The sequence below is a fragment of the Weissella sp. ESL1177 genome (assembly GCF_058107185.1).
On the sequence record NZ_CM176591.1, the window covers coordinates 1284643 to 1299061 of the forward strand.

The 14419-nt window shown below is 37.9% G+C and carries 15 protein-coding genes; 3 read left to right on the plus strand and 12 right to left on the minus strand.

Annotated features, from left to right (window positions below):
* The 5 genes from AC3B5D_RS06255 to AC3B5D_RS06275 all read right to left on the minus strand — a co-directional run bounded on the left by AC3B5D_RS06255 (position 1) and on the right by AC3B5D_RS06275 (position 4374).
* Positions 1 to 879: a hypothetical protein gene (locus AC3B5D_RS06255; RefSeq protein ID WP_489840878.1), complete on the minus strand. Its 879-nt coding sequence runs from the start codon at positions 877 to 879 to the stop codon at positions 1 to 3.
* 146 nt (positions 880 to 1025) lie between these two features.
* Entirely contained in the window at positions 1026 to 2372 is a 1347-nt protein-coding gene (gene glnA / locus AC3B5D_RS06260; protein ID WP_489840877.1) for a type I glutamate--ammonia ligase, read from the minus strand.
* Between the two features lie 31 nt (positions 2373 to 2403).
* Positions 2404 to 2748 (minus strand): MerR family transcriptional regulator, encoded by a 345-nt coding sequence (locus AC3B5D_RS06265; protein WP_489840876.1) that lies wholly within the window; start codon positions 2746 to 2748, stop codon positions 2404 to 2406.
* A gap of 66 nt (positions 2749 to 2814) precedes the next feature.
* Entirely contained in the window at positions 2815 to 3738 is a 924-nt protein-coding gene (miaA, locus tag AC3B5D_RS06270; RefSeq protein WP_489840875.1) for a tRNA (adenosine(37)-N6)-dimethylallyltransferase MiaA, read from the minus strand.
* A 6-nt stretch (positions 3739 to 3744) separates the two neighbouring features.
* Positions 3745 to 4374, minus strand: coding sequence for a glycerophosphodiester phosphodiesterase (locus tag AC3B5D_RS06275; RefSeq protein WP_489840874.1), 630 nt, complete (start codon positions 4372 to 4374; stop codon positions 3745 to 3747).
* A gap of 74 nt (positions 4375 to 4448) precedes the next feature.
* Between AC3B5D_RS06275 and AC3B5D_RS06280 the strand changes: the two genes are divergently transcribed.
* The gene (locus tag AC3B5D_RS06280) at positions 4449 to 4631 is read left to right on the plus strand and encodes a DUF3042 family protein (RefSeq protein WP_489840873.1); all 183 of its coding nucleotides are present in this window, start codon (positions 4449 to 4451) and stop codon (positions 4629 to 4631) included.
* A 101-nt stretch (positions 4632 to 4732) separates the two neighbouring features.
* On the opposite strand, the gene AC3B5D_RS06285 is transcribed toward AC3B5D_RS06280, so the two are convergent.
* The 7 genes from AC3B5D_RS06285 to AC3B5D_RS06315 all read right to left on the minus strand — a co-directional run bounded on the left by AC3B5D_RS06285 (position 4733) and on the right by AC3B5D_RS06315 (position 10947).
* On the minus strand, positions 4733 to 5122 hold the full coding sequence (locus AC3B5D_RS06285) for a rhodanese-like domain-containing protein (protein WP_489840872.1): 390 nt from the start codon (positions 5120 to 5122) through the stop codon (positions 4733 to 4735).
* A gap of 168 nt (positions 5123 to 5290) precedes the next feature.
* Complete coding sequence (locus AC3B5D_RS06290; RefSeq protein WP_489840871.1) at positions 5291 to 6064, minus strand: COG3942 and LysM peptidoglycan-binding domain-containing protein; 774 nt, start codon at positions 6062 to 6064, stop codon at positions 5291 to 5293.
* Between the two features lie 262 nt (positions 6065 to 6326).
* Positions 6327 to 7295: an ROK family glucokinase gene (locus AC3B5D_RS06295; protein WP_489840870.1), complete on the minus strand. Its 969-nt coding sequence runs from the start codon at positions 7293 to 7295 to the stop codon at positions 6327 to 6329.
* 110 nt (positions 7296 to 7405) lie between these two features.
* Entirely contained in the window at positions 7406 to 7624 is a 219-nt protein-coding gene (locus tag AC3B5D_RS06300; protein WP_489840869.1) for a YqgQ family protein, read from the minus strand.
* A 15-nt stretch (positions 7625 to 7639) separates the two neighbouring features.
* A complete protein-coding gene (locus tag AC3B5D_RS06305) occupies positions 7640 to 8314 on the minus strand; it encodes a rhomboid family intramembrane serine protease (RefSeq protein WP_489840868.1) in 675 nt (224 codons plus the stop codon).
* A 9-nt stretch (positions 8315 to 8323) separates the two neighbouring features.
* Positions 8324 to 8875 (minus strand): 5-formyltetrahydrofolate cyclo-ligase, encoded by a 552-nt coding sequence (locus AC3B5D_RS06310; RefSeq protein WP_489840867.1) that lies wholly within the window; start codon positions 8873 to 8875, stop codon positions 8324 to 8326.
* A gap of 74 nt (positions 8876 to 8949) precedes the next feature.
* Entirely contained in the window at positions 8950 to 10947 is a 1998-nt protein-coding gene (locus tag AC3B5D_RS06315; RefSeq protein ID WP_489840866.1) for a peptidoglycan D,D-transpeptidase FtsI family protein, read from the minus strand.
* Between the two features lie 229 nt (positions 10948 to 11176).
* Here AC3B5D_RS06315 and AC3B5D_RS06320 point away from each other — a divergent pair, with 229 nt between their 5' ends.
* Both AC3B5D_RS06320 and greA read left to right on the plus strand, forming a co-directional pair.
* Positions 11177 to 13819 carry a YfhO family protein gene (locus AC3B5D_RS06320; protein WP_489840865.1) on the plus strand — a complete coding sequence of 881 codons (2643 nt, stop codon included), beginning with the start codon at positions 11177 to 11179 and terminating at the stop codon, positions 13817 to 13819.
* 112 nt (positions 13820 to 13931) lie between these two features.
* Complete coding sequence (gene greA, locus AC3B5D_RS06325) at positions 13932 to 14417, plus strand: transcription elongation factor GreA (protein WP_489840864.1); 486 nt, start codon at positions 13932 to 13934, stop codon at positions 14415 to 14417.
* Positions 14418 to 14419 lie beyond the last annotated feature (2 nt).

Consider the following 14419-nt stretch of genomic DNA (forward strand, 5'->3'; position numbering starts at 1 on the left):
TTAAACACCTTCCTTTTCGGAAGTAGCTGCTAACCCGCCTACATAACTTTCATATAAGCTACCAACAGCTTGTTGGAAGTTTTCAAATGTTCCAAACGTATCTGTAATAGCTCGTTGCTCATAAATTAGAATGGTATCTTCTTTTGAGTAATTTAGAATTTGTGTGTTATTTTCAGCAATTAATGCTGGTACCGTTTGTGCCTTTGCATCTGCCGCATCTAAATGCTTCAAACGTTCTTTTAACACCTCACGTTGCTCAGATTGGCCACGATTGCCAAATAACCCCCCACGTTCTTCAGAAGCTGACAATTGTGCCAACAACTGTGTCCGTTCAACATCACGTTGATTTTGTTCGTCTACGATTTTCTGTAATGTCTCATTAGCGCGGGTTGTATCTTCAATCACTTCGGCATTATAACGCTGTCCCTTTGCGGATAGTTCGACTGCTTTAACTAGTTTTTCATACTCATCATCGTTAAAAATAAATTTCACAGCTAGCGGATCTAATACACCGAAATGACGACGATCCCACCAATTACCAAAGAACAACTGAAAAACGCCTAATTGTGTTTCCTCATAATAAAAAAACGGAAATTTCTCAGATAAATAACTAATTAATTTTTGCCCTAAATGATGACTTAGTTCATCTTGCATATCATCAACCAATACCGCTAGTGGACGATTTGTCTCAGCCTCTGACTTTTGACGTACTTTTAAATCATACTTTTGACTATCTAGCAACTCATAAACTTGCCGGTCATCTCCTGCGACAACCGCTGATTGAATATTTGTCAAATAATCCAACTTTGTTTGTAACTTTTGTTGTAATACGGATTGATTTGACGGTAGATCTGTCTGAATGTATGGCGTACTTTCCATCTCAACCCCTCCTACTTTATAAAATTAATAAATGCTATTAGATTTGGCTCTTAAAATATGGCCTACTACTATCATACATCGTTAACTTAAAAAACAACGCTACTCAGGGTCAAGTTAGCGTTGTTTTTATAAGTTTTTAAGAAATTTTAGTATTGTTCTAGATATGTGTCAATTTCCCACTGTGAAACTTCACGACGATAAGCTTGATATTCAAGACGCTTAGCATCGACAAAAGTCCGACCCATGTGTTCGCCAATCGCATCCATGACGACTTCATCATCACCCAGCTTATTAATTGCTTCTAGAAGCGTATCTGGCAAATCAGTAATACCGGCACGACGACGTTCAGCTTCATCCATTAAGTAAATGTTGCGATCTACTGCATGTCTTGGCTCCAGCTTATTTTCAATACCATCTAATCCTGCTGCCAAAATAACCGCAAATGCTAGATATGGATTAGCTGTTGGATCAACAGAACGTAATTCCAAACGTGTTGAATTACCACGAGAAACTGGCACACGTACCATTGGTGAACGGTTAGAACCTGACCAAGCAACGTACACAGGTGCCTCATAACCTGGCGTTAGACGCTTATACGAATTAACTGTTGGGTTAGTAATTGCTGTGAAGTTGGCTGCGTGTGACAAAATACCACCTAAGAAACGATAGGCTGTTTCAGATAACTGTAGTTCACCATCTTCATCATAGAAGGCATTTCCTGATTCGGTAAACAAAGACATGTTTGTGTGCATACCATTACCATTAATACCTGAAATTGGCTTTGGCAAGAATGTGGCATACAACCCATGCTTACGTGCAATTGTTTTAACGATCATCTTAAATGTCTGAATATTATCTGCGGCATCTAACGCATCAGCATACTTAAAATCAACTTCATGTTGTCCAGGAGCAACTTCATGATGCGCTGCCTCGACTTCAAAGCCCATTTTTTCCATCTCAAGCACAATTTCACGACGAGTATTCTCACCCATATCCAATGGTGCTAAGTCAAAGTAACCACCTTTATCGTTCAAGTTCATGGTTGGCTTACCATTTTCATCCATTTTTAGTAAGAAGAATTCAGGTTCAGTACCAATATTGAAAGTAGTAAAACCATCATCAGTCATCTGCTTTAGAATACGCTTCAAGTTATTACGTGGATCACCAGCAAATGGTTCACGATCAGCTGTATAAACGTCTGCAATCAAACGTGCGACTTTACCACCATGCTCATCAGTTGCCCAGGGGAAAATCATAAACGTTGACAAATCAGGATAAAGATACATGTCAGATTCTTCAATACGAACAAAACCTTCAATTGATGAACCATCAAACATTAATTTGTTAGCTAAGACTTTTTCCAATTGAGAAACGGGCACTTCCACATTTTTTATTGTGCCAAAAACATCTGAAAATTGTAAACGTAAAAATTCAACATTTTCATCTGCAATCTTCTGTCGAATATCATCTTTTGTATATGCTCTGCGTACCATTTGTTCAATTCTCCTTTATCCTAAACATGCTTTAAAACTTCTGTTGTCCGTTAAATCGTCCAATATTTAATAATTCATCAGCTAACATATGACGCAAACTTTCTTCTGAAGGTTCACCTGGATGCTTTCTTTGCTGTTTTTGATCAACTTCGCGAATCTCAGCCACAGAATAACCAGCATCCAAATATTCAGCAATCTGAAGTAGACGATCAACATCGTTTAATGAAAAGCGTCGTTGCTTGCCGGCCCCTCTTAGTGGCTCAATCAAACCTTGCTGATCATAATAACGAATTTGGCGATCTGATAAGCCTGTTAATTCTCTGACAACACTCATCGGTAAGACAGCTAAATCACGTCGTAATTCTCGTCCACTCATCTTACTGACCTCCCTTATGACTAGCATATTACCACTCTCTGACAGCGATATGTTTATAAATGTCAGCTATTCTAACATGAAATCTGATAATTGGTCCATAATTTGGTCTAGTTGTGCAGGTTGTTTCACCAGGTCATACCAATGGATATCATTAAATTGATTATTAAACCAGGTCATTTGACGTTTCGCATAGCGCCGTGATGCTTGCTTTAATTTTGCAACTGCCACCTCATAAGATTCCGTTCCTTCAAGATACTGAAATAATTCCTTATACCCAATCGCACGTTTGGCAGTACTATCATCTGGTAAATCTAACACCATTTGGGCTTCTGCTAAAATTCCTGACACCATCATTTGATCAACACGTTGGTTGATTCTTTCATATAAGATAGTACGTTCAGTCGTTAAACCAATAATGTCTGCATCATACCGTCGGTGAGGTTGTGGTTGTAACGATGAAAAGGGTTGCTGTGTATGCGTTGTTACAAGTAATGCTCTCACGAGTCGTCGAATCTGTCCTGGCAAGATTCTTTTTTCACTCACTTGATCGACTTTTTTTAAAGCCTCACGAACAACCTGTTCTCCTTGTTCATGAGCCACAGTTAGCCAATGTTGCACAAACTCTGGATCATCAACATCGGGAATAACTGCCAATGGTCGATCACCTAGTAAGGCTTGAACGTAAAAACCAGTCCCACCAACCAAAATTGGTAAATGATCACGTTCACATATAGCCGTAATGGCTTGTTGCGCTGCTGAAACAAATTTTGCAACTGAATAATTCTCAGTGGGTTCAGCTATATCAATCAAGTGATGTGGTACAGCGGCTTGTTCTGTTGGTGTTGCTTTTGCTGTACCAATATCTAAATGGCGATAAATTTGCATTGAATCACCCGAAATAATTTCACCATTAAATTTTTGGGCAATGTCAATTGATAATGCTGTTTTACCCACTGCTGTTGGACCAACAATAACTACAATCTTCTGCATAACTTTTTATATCCTTTTTCGATACTTCGTTGCCTGTATAATATCATCGGTAATAACTGCAGCAACTGGTACATGCATGAGTACACATGTCACTGTTGGTCGATTGATAGTCCACCAATAAGTTGGTAACCACCATGGTAATAAAATACGTAGTGGCATATAGCGGTAATCTAAATTAACTTGTTGAATAATCTTTTCCCTGGCTAACTGCCAACACTTCAAATTTGGATAATGACGTAAATAACCAATTGGTATCTCTTTATCCAAAGAGCGCCATTCTCGCAATGGCTTTTCTTGAAATGATTGTAACATGACTGGATTAGACAATGCTGCCGCTTTTAATTGTTGATATAATGTTTTGGCTCCATGATTACCCTTTAATTCAATGAGTAAGAAACCTTGATAATGAGTTTGTTGGATAACCGTTAGAAAGTCAGTAAATACTGGTAAAACCGAAGTATCATCTTGATTAACATCATGTTTCAACACTAAGCGACCATTAGCCAGTTGTACGTCAACTTCTAGCCCTTCAGCACCATGATCAATCGCTCGTTGAAAAGCAATTAATGAATTTTCTTGTACGTCATGGTCATGCATACCACGATGAGCAATAATTGTTTTTTTAAGTAAGTGCATTTTAAATACCTCTATTTATTAAATGCTGTTAAATATGTTAGAATAATCTTAATAAGTATTTGGAGGAACATCGTATGAAAAAATTTGGGGCTGGAATTCTAACTGGCGTTGCTGGCACAATTGCCGCAGCTGCAACTGCAGCTGTTACTTTTCACAGAGTTGCTGTGAAACCAATCACCGATGAAGAAGAAAAATTTGAGGAGACCGAGCGTAAAGCCGCTCGTAAAGCTGCCCAATCACATGGTAGCCGTTTCTAACTGCCTATATCATATCAAAAAACCAGCTAGAGGAACGATTAGCTTTCATAGATAAATTATCTATCAACGGCTAATATCACATTGTCTAGCTGGTTTTTATTTTACTGATTTGACTTTACTTTACCTTTATAATCTGTAAAACCATTCTTCAATACGTAAATTTGATCGTACCCATCTTTTTTTAAAGCCTTTGCTAAACGAGAAACAAATTGCATATTCTCATCGTACAAGAAAACCGGCTTGTCTTTACGTAAAGCAGTATGATTGTCTTTTAACATCATATATTGAATATTACGTGCGCCAAAGACATGTTTTGACTTAAACTTAGCCGGCTCACGAATATCCACAATGTCATGCCCATGACTTTGTGTTTCAAAATCTTCAGATGAAAGCACCGTTGCAGATTTTTTTAGTAAATAATTAGTCCATAATCTGTTACCAACAATCCACAATAACCAAAGTAAAATAATCGTAAATAGCGTTATCCACATGCTATAATTCCTCATTTCTTAACTCATACTTATAATATCATATCAGAAATCTTACCAGAAATCTTTTAAACTTCTCAGTATCCAATATGATCAGCAAACAAAAACAGAGACTAGGAAAACATCCTAACCTCTGAAAGTTATTTCTCAATTATTATTTAAGGGTAATAATTAATGAATGAATGTCAAACCTGAAGCTGAAATCGTACGTGTGTGATATGCCAAGCCAGCATAGTTACCTTCAGAAATTGTAATTGAATCACCATTAACTGCATTAACAACAGCAACGTGACCTAATGCACCAGCACCTTGTACACCTGGTGCAAAGACAACAACTGAGTTGACAGCTGGTTGACCATTAACCACACGACCCGCTGCGGCTGCTGATGCACCCCAATTAGAAGCATTTCCCCAGTTGTTACCAACCCATGACAAAGCATTCTTGACGAACCATGTACACTGACCAGCAGGATATGAATTACCTGCCGTACTGTATGTTGGTGCTGCAGTCGTTGTTGTTGCTTGTGCAGTCGTCTTCTCAACATTTTGTGAAGTCGCTGTTGTCTCTGCGTTAGTATTAGTCGTTGTCTTGTTATCTGATGTATTTGCTGAAGCATCTAACTTCAACACTTCACCAACGTGAATCGTATTAACATCTGACACACCATTTGCCTTGGCAATATCATCAACTGATAAATCAGTTGCAGAGGCAATCGTTGATAGTGTATCTCCCTCTTGAACTGTATATTCTTTACCAGCTGTTAATAGCACAGCTTTTACATCATCAACTGTCTTTGCTCGCCAAGAAGCTTGCGTATCTTGGTTATCTTTTGTTTCATCAGCAGATGCAGTGGTTGTGTGTGTCATTGGCAAAACAGCTGCGGCTGCTGCCGTTGCTGCCGCAATAAGCCAGCTTTTGTTTGAACGTTGTGTGTTTGAAGTCATTTGTTTACATTCCCCTTGATTTATGTTTGCTCTATCAATGATGTGTTTATCATAACAAGTTGATTTAACATCCGAGTTACATTGATATAACAGTATTTTAATAAAGCTTTAGGGTTCACTTGTTAATTACCAGCTTATAAAACACTTAAAAACATTGTCATAGCAGTGATTATGCCCATTTATGAAGTTTCCTTTAAGAAATTAATGAAACTTTACAAAAAAATAATTTGTAACAATTTGTTACAAATCATTCAATGTTTTTTTAGGCTTGTGCTTGTAATGCAAGTGATGCAGCACCATATGCGCCTGCATCATTTCCCAATTCTGCTAACTTTACTTCTGTCACATGGCGTGTCATCTTAAAAGCAAAATCATCAAAATTCTTTTTGACCTTGTTTAACAAGAAGTCACCGGCTGCTGATACCCCACCGCCGATAACGATGGCTGATGGATTTAACATGTTGGCAATGTTTGCAGTTGCCAAACCAAGATAGAATGAGACCTTATCAACAACTTCATTAGCAAGATAGTCACCTTCTTTAGCCAAATCAAAAACAATTTTTGATGTGATTTCTTCACCATTTGAAACTAAGGCTTTTAGTTTTGAATCACCAGCGTAGGCATCTGCATAATCATGTGCTAAGTGTACAATACCAGTTGCTGAAGTGTATTGTTCCAAACATCCATAGTTACCACAAGTACATAGATAACCACCCGATTCAACAATCATATGACCAATTTCACCAGCAGCACCTTTGACACCATGAATCAATTTACCATCATTAACAAGACCACCACCAACACCTGTTCCAAGTGTCACAAAGACAACTTCAGGTTGGTTATTTCCAGCACCACGCCATTGCTCTCCTAAGGCTGCCGCATTTGCGTCGTTATCAATGGCCACAGAAAAGCCTAACCCAGCTTCTAAATCAGCCTTCACATTTTGAGGTTCTTTCCAATTTAGATTAAAGGCACCCTGAACAGTTCCTGTTTTTTGGTCAACAGTTCCTGGTGTTCCCATACCAACACCAATGATTCGCTCTCTATCCAATTGATATAAATCAAGATGATAATTAATTGATTCAATAATATCTGGCACGATATGACTACCTTCATCCAAGATATTTGTTTGAACTGACCACTTTTGTTGAATTTCTCCAGTTGCAGTCATAATAGCAAATTTAATGGTCGTACCACCTAAATCAATACCAATCAGCTTATCTTTCGCCATGATTTAAAACCTCTTTTTCAAAAAATATATGATAAAATCTTCATCACTTTCTGTACTATTATACCGATAAACAAACGATTACACAACACAAGTATGAAACCGGTTCCAAATCACTTGTGTGTTGTCTCTTGTTGCCGTCGCTCCTCTAACTCATGTTCATGTGTTAATACTAATTTAATTTGTGCATAGCGTTTATTTTCTAATAATCCTGCTTTGTACATATTATCAATCTCAATAGCTGCTAATTCAATATCCCACAAACGATTGCCTAAATGGATATAAATATCGTATTTCTTTAGCAATTGCAATACATCTAAAAATGTTCTCATTATGCATCCCTCATTCTAATGACGTAAAAAAATAACGGCTACTAATACACCAATATACAAGATTAACGTACTGATACCAACCCAAATTTGTTTTGGTGTCGCCTGACCTTTTTGTAACAAAACTGGCGTTATCAAAAAGCCCGCAATTAGGCCACCGATATGGGCACTAATCGCAATATGCGATCCTAAAAATACTGGAATTAATGACAAAATAACAAATAACCCCAGATTCTTAGCTTGTGCTTGCCAATAGCCTTGTCTATCCAATACACCTAACAAAAAAATCATGCCAAATAAACCAAAAATACCACCTGAGGCTCCCGCTGAAACAGTGTTACCAGCCCCAAATGCCAGAAAATTTAAATTACCAATAATGACGGCTACCAAATAACCTAATAAATATTTGAAGCTCCCTAAATAACCTTCCATCAAACGACCGAGATAGTATAGCGTCACCATGTTTAATACCAAATGCATAAAAGTGACATGTAAAAATCCGGCAGTTAATAAGCGCCACCATTGGCCTAATATGATGACAGCTGGTGAAAACATCGCACCTGACTGATAAAGTGACTGTGTTGAAATGCTTAATTGACCACTAATAAATGATTGCACAACAAAAATAACAGTCATTAAACTGACTAAAGTTACCGTTACCGGTGCTTGTCGCCAAATGTTTTTAAAACTCACAATTTCCCCCTATTCTTTATCTAACAAAAGGATCTGATCTACCAATTGATCAGTGTTTTCAACTGGCCAAATTGGGTGATGATACAAATTATTTGTAATCGTCGCCGCAACACGAACTGCTTGTACATGCGGTAACCAGCGATCGTAATAGCCACCACCAAAGCCAATCCGATCACCTTGATCTGAAAACGCAACGCCAGGTACTAACACGAAATCAATCTCAGTTGGTGAAACCACCCGACCACCAACAGGTTCTAACATACCAAATCGATGTTGCTCATACGTTGTCTCATGATCAATCGTCATAAAGGACAGCTGTCTTTTGGGTAACACTCGAGGTAAAACAACCACTTTATGTTGTAATAATGCTGTTTCGATTAATAATTTCGTTACTAGTTCATCCCCCTGTGACATGGTCAAAGCTACCATTTTTGCTTGTTGCCACGCCGTTAAACGGCTCACCTTTTTAACCATCATTTGCATCAAATAACAACGTTCATTTTCAGATAATGCAGCTAAATTTGCCAATGCTTGCTTGCGGATATCTTCTTTCGTTATCATACTGCCTCCATATAGTAAAAGCACTAAATGTCACCCTTTTTCAAATTGGATTCATTTAGTGCTTTCATTATAAACTATTTTGTTGCAGAACCCGAATTCTGTACATCTTTCCAATATGCAGTATAGATGGCTTTTGCAATCTTTTGATTAACATTTTCATTAGCTTGTGATACACCAGGTACGACAACAGCCATTGCGACATCCGAATTTGGAACAAAAGAAATCAAAGAACTTGTCACAGTTGATTGACCATCTGTAAATGTCTCTGCAGTACCTGTTTTTGCCGAGACAGCTGGTTTAACATCTTTTAAGCCAGTTCCAGTCGCATAACTTGAACTACTGTGAACAACTTCGTTCATACCATCCCAAATTAATTGGCGTTGTGCTGCTGTCCAATTAACGGTTCCCATTACTTCAGTTGGAATAGTCGTCGTCACCTTATGATTATTCCGATCACGTGTAGTAATTGATTCAACAATATGTGGTCGAACACGGTAACCCCCATTAGCAACAGTGGCTGCATACTGGGCAAGTTGCATCGTTGTATACGTATCATATTGACCAAACGACTCATCTAATGCTTTACCAATATCTGACCGTGATGTTGATCCTTTAATACCAGTAATTTCACCTGGCAGATCAATACCCGTTTTAACACCTAACCCAAAGCGAGAAAAGCCGTCACGCATCGTTTGAAAAACACTTGTTGGCAGCGCTGCCAATGACATGCCTTCATAATAATTCAAGCCACCTAGTTTCAACATGACTTGCATAACATACGTGTTAGATGACATCATCAAAGCTTTATCTGCAGTCAAAGCCATGTTACCACTACCATTTTGATTCCACCATGATGTTTTTGCTGATGTACCAGCAACCTTGATTGGTTGGTCTGTTAAGGTGTTATTTTGTGGTGTAATCACATTATTCATCAATCCGGTCGTAATCGTCGCTGGCTTAACAACAGATCCAACAACGTTAGCCTGGTTAACAGTTGACAAAGCATCTGCGGTCAACGTACCGGTCGACGAATCACGATTGATTCCAGAAGTCGCATAAACACCACCTGTTTTCGGATTCAAAACAACGGCATAAGCGCCGGTTGTATAACCACTAGGAATATTATCTTTCAAAATCTGCTCAACATCACTTTGAAACTTATTATTGATCGTTAAGTTCAAATTACCACCAGCTTGACCAGCATAAAGTGTGTGTTCAGTTGTTTTATCATTTTTGTTCGTTGTGACTTTAACTTGGCCCTTTGATCCTTTTAAAGTATCCTCATATTGTTTCTCTAAATATGATGTTCCCACAATATCATCTCGTGAATAACCCTTCGTTAACAACTCATTCACTGAGTCAGAAGGTAGTCCACTTTTTGAAGTTGACGTTGCACCAACTAAGGCTTTGATATCCTGACCACCTGGATAATCACGTGTGTAATAGATACCAACTCGAACACCAGGCATCTTAGACTGGCGTTCACCAATATTGGCAATTTCAGCTTGTGACACATCACTTTCCTTTAAATAGACAGTTGACAAAGCATAAGCATTCGCCATTTTTTGAAAAATCATCGCTTTATTTTTTTGTGAAGCACTTAAAGTTAACTGATCACGATGCTTTACAACATATTTCGTTAAAACATCCACATAGGCATCCGTACCTGGTGCTGCACTGGTACCAATCTTCTTAGCAATCTTTTCAGCACGTTTCGTTGATTGAATATAATACAACGCAAAGTTTGCATCTGAAAGTTGGTCTGTATCAACTTTCAAATATTGACCAACATGATTGGCAATATTATACATTTGTTTATTGGTGATTGTTTTCGGTTTTGTATAAGTAATTGCCTGCGAACCCTTATTTGTCACCAATACTTTACCTGTACTATCATAAATCAAGCCACGTTGCACATTGGTTTTTTCAACACTGGATTCAGAGCTTGTTACCTCTGTTTTATATTTGGCACTATCTGTAATTTGTAAATTAACTAATCGCCACCCTAATGCCACTAGCATTAAAATCACAATACCCATTAAAACATTTAGCCGAACTGGTATCCTTGACATTGAACCTTTTTTGATTTTCCGTCGGTTACCATGACGCTTAGGAGATCGCATAAATCTAAACCCTTTCCTTCATACTCTAATCTACTCATTGTAGCATAAAACAGAGTACTGATGCCTTAATCAACTCATTTACTAATTAAAAATTTTTCAAGCGATTTAAATCACAGTCGAGCATACTGTTGTTTTGTGTTTTAATAGTAGTAATTGAAATAACTTGGAGAATAATTTTATGATCACAAATTTTAATCCCTTCAAGTGGCGTACTTCAACCAAAGCATTATGGATAAGTTTTCTATTACCAGCAATGATTATGCTGATTTATTTTGCTAGTCGTCACATGGCTCCTTTTGGATCGAGCTCTATTTTGACCGTCGATCTTGGACAACAATATATTGATTTTTTTGCCGGATTTCGCCAAACAATTTTACACGATCCTTTGCGTATTTTTTACGATTTTTCAAAGGGTCTAGGTGGTGAAACATATGGTGATTGGGCTTACTACTTATTGAGTCCAACGAACTTTTTGCTATTACCATTTTCAAATGTCCATCTGCCTGCAGCGATTCTGTTACTAACCGTTTTAAAGTATGGTTTAGCTGGTTGGAGTTTTGCTTTTGCCATTCGTAAAATGCACTGGCAACTTGGTTGGCGCTTACCACTTTTTGCAGTGTCATATGCAATGATGGGATGGTTTGTTGCAAATGATTTAAATTTACTTTGGTTAGACGCTGCCATTTTATTACCCTTGATCGTGACTGGTTTAGAATTTTATCTAACGCATGAAAAAAGTTGGCCATTTGTGGTAGCGTTAACTGCCGTTATTATCATTAACTACTACATGGCTTACATGATTGGTCTCTTTCTAATTCTTTACTTCATTTGGCGTTTAACTTGGCAGTCTTATCGTTGGCAAGAGCGTTTGACTATGCTGCGTCGTTTTGTGACTGGTGGCATCATCAGTATTGGCTTAGCGACCGTTGTTTGGTTGCCCACTGCGTTCACCTTAATGAATAGTAAAGGTCAGCACATGTTAAATAATCTCAGCTGGAAATTTGATTATCAACCTGCTGATATTTTAGGTAAATTGTTCCTAGGCACATTTAACTTTGAACAAATGCCCACTGGACTACCAAATATTTTTATTGGTAGCCTACCAATTATTATTTTATGGTTCTTTTTTACTTACACTAATATTCGCTGGCAAACACGATTAACTGCTTTTATTATTACAGCCTTTTTGGTTGTCTCAATGATGTACGCACCGTTAAACTTACTATGGCATGGTTTTCAATTTCCAGTTTGGTATCCTTATCGTTTTTCATATTTATTTAGTTTTTGGGTACTTTGGATCATTGCTTCTGTGTGGTCGCCTTATTTACGGCTTTCTTGGTGGCAATTTCTGAGCCTACTCATTTTGGCTGGTGGCGTGTTTATCTACCTCTTTGAACGAATTGACAAGTTAAATTTCTTAACGACCGGTCAGTTGTATATTGGTTGTGGTTTCTTCATCATTTTATTGTTATTGCACATCATTCCTGCTAAGTTAAAATTCTGGTTACCAATTGTAACGCTTATTGTGATTGGTGAAATGACGACAAGTACTATCTGGACACTCAATAATTTTAGTTATTTGACTAATACGGAATATCAAACTTATATTCGAAGTTTGAATAAAATCACTCATCATTTACCGCAAAGTGACCATGACTTCTATCGTGTTGCCCAATCATTTCAACGGACAAAAGGGGATCCGCTACAAGGCAATTATCACGGCGCCTCTACTTTTAGTTCCGCACTCGAACATCAACAAAGTGATCTAATGGCTGCACTTGGTCAGCCTGAAGGTGACAACTATATTTCATATTCGAGCGGGACACTTGTGACAGACGCGCTATTGGGAATGCGCTATTTGCTACAACCAACAGGTACTGAACCAACCGTGAGTGGTACACCAACAAATATGCAAACTTACTCACGTTCTGATACTAATGGCACGTATCGTTTAGTTAAGCAAACCCAACAAGTGGTGCTATCTCAAAATCCAAATGCACTGCCAATTGGTTTTGCAGCAAACGCAAATAGTCGTAATGTGACATTTAAAGAAAACGATCCCTTACGCAACCAAAATGTTTTATGGGAAAGTTTAATTGGCTACAATCAGAAACCTATCTTTACCAGCGTTAATTTTTCAAAATCCAATGTTAGTAATCTTCAAGCACCTACGACAATTACAGGTGCCTACTTAGAGAAAGACCAACCCGATATGGATGCATCTCTCACACTAACTTACATACCGACGTCAAATAATCCTTATTATTTAACATTAGGTAACGCTGTTACAAATGATAATCTGACCATCCAATTGAATGGTCAAACATTACCAGCAATTCCGAGCCATCGCCATACAATTATTGTCCCTTTGCCAGCTTACACTAAGGGTCAACCACAAGAACTCACATTCACACTCAAGAAAAAAGACGTCTGGTTGCAGAATGTGTCATTGTATCAGGCGAATAGGCAACTCATTAATCAACAAGCAAAACAATTGCAACAACATCCATACAAGTTATCACATCAGTCACCAACTAAAATATCAGGAACGATTACAATACCAAAAAAGGATAGTCTAATGGTAACAACTATTCCAAAATCAGCTGGTTGGCAAGTATCTGTTGATGGTCACATTGCGAATACGGTAACCATTGGTAAATTCTTTATTGGTGTGCCACTAACGCCTGGTAAACATCAGGTAACGTTTAAATTCAAAACACCATTTGTCAAAATTGGTCTAATTATTTCAGTGGGTATTTTGCTCGTCATCATTGGCTTGAAATGGTCAGAAAGTAAAAAAAGACGTCATACATTATTTTAAAATCTCGAAAACTCTTTACACACACCACACCGCGTGGTAATGTAAATCTTGAAACTTTGGGGATAACCATTATTTTGAACAAATATTATTACATGTACAGGAGAACATTGTCATGGCTGAAGAAAAAACATTTCCAATGACTCTCGAGGGAAAAGCCAAAATCGAAGAGGAATTAAACACATTAATCACGGAAACACGTGCTGAAATTACTGGTCGCATTCAATTAGCACGTAGCTTTGGTGATTTATCAGAAAACTCTGAATATGCTTCAGCAAAAGATGAGCAAGCATTCGTCGAAGGTCGTATCAAGACTTTACAAAACATGCTCGATAATGCTGAGATAATTGATTCATCAGAAATAGCAGCCGATGAAGTTGCGGTTGGTAAGAAGGTCACCTTCCAGGAATTACCCGATGAAGAACCTGAATCATACAGCATTGTCGGTGCCGTGGAAGCCAATCCATCAGAGGGTAAAATTTCAAATGAATCACCGATTGCGGCCGCTTTAATTGGTCATAAAGTTGGTGAAACTGTATCTGTTACTTTACCAAACGGCTTTAACATGGATGTCAAGATCTTATCTGTTGAAGTCGCTTAATT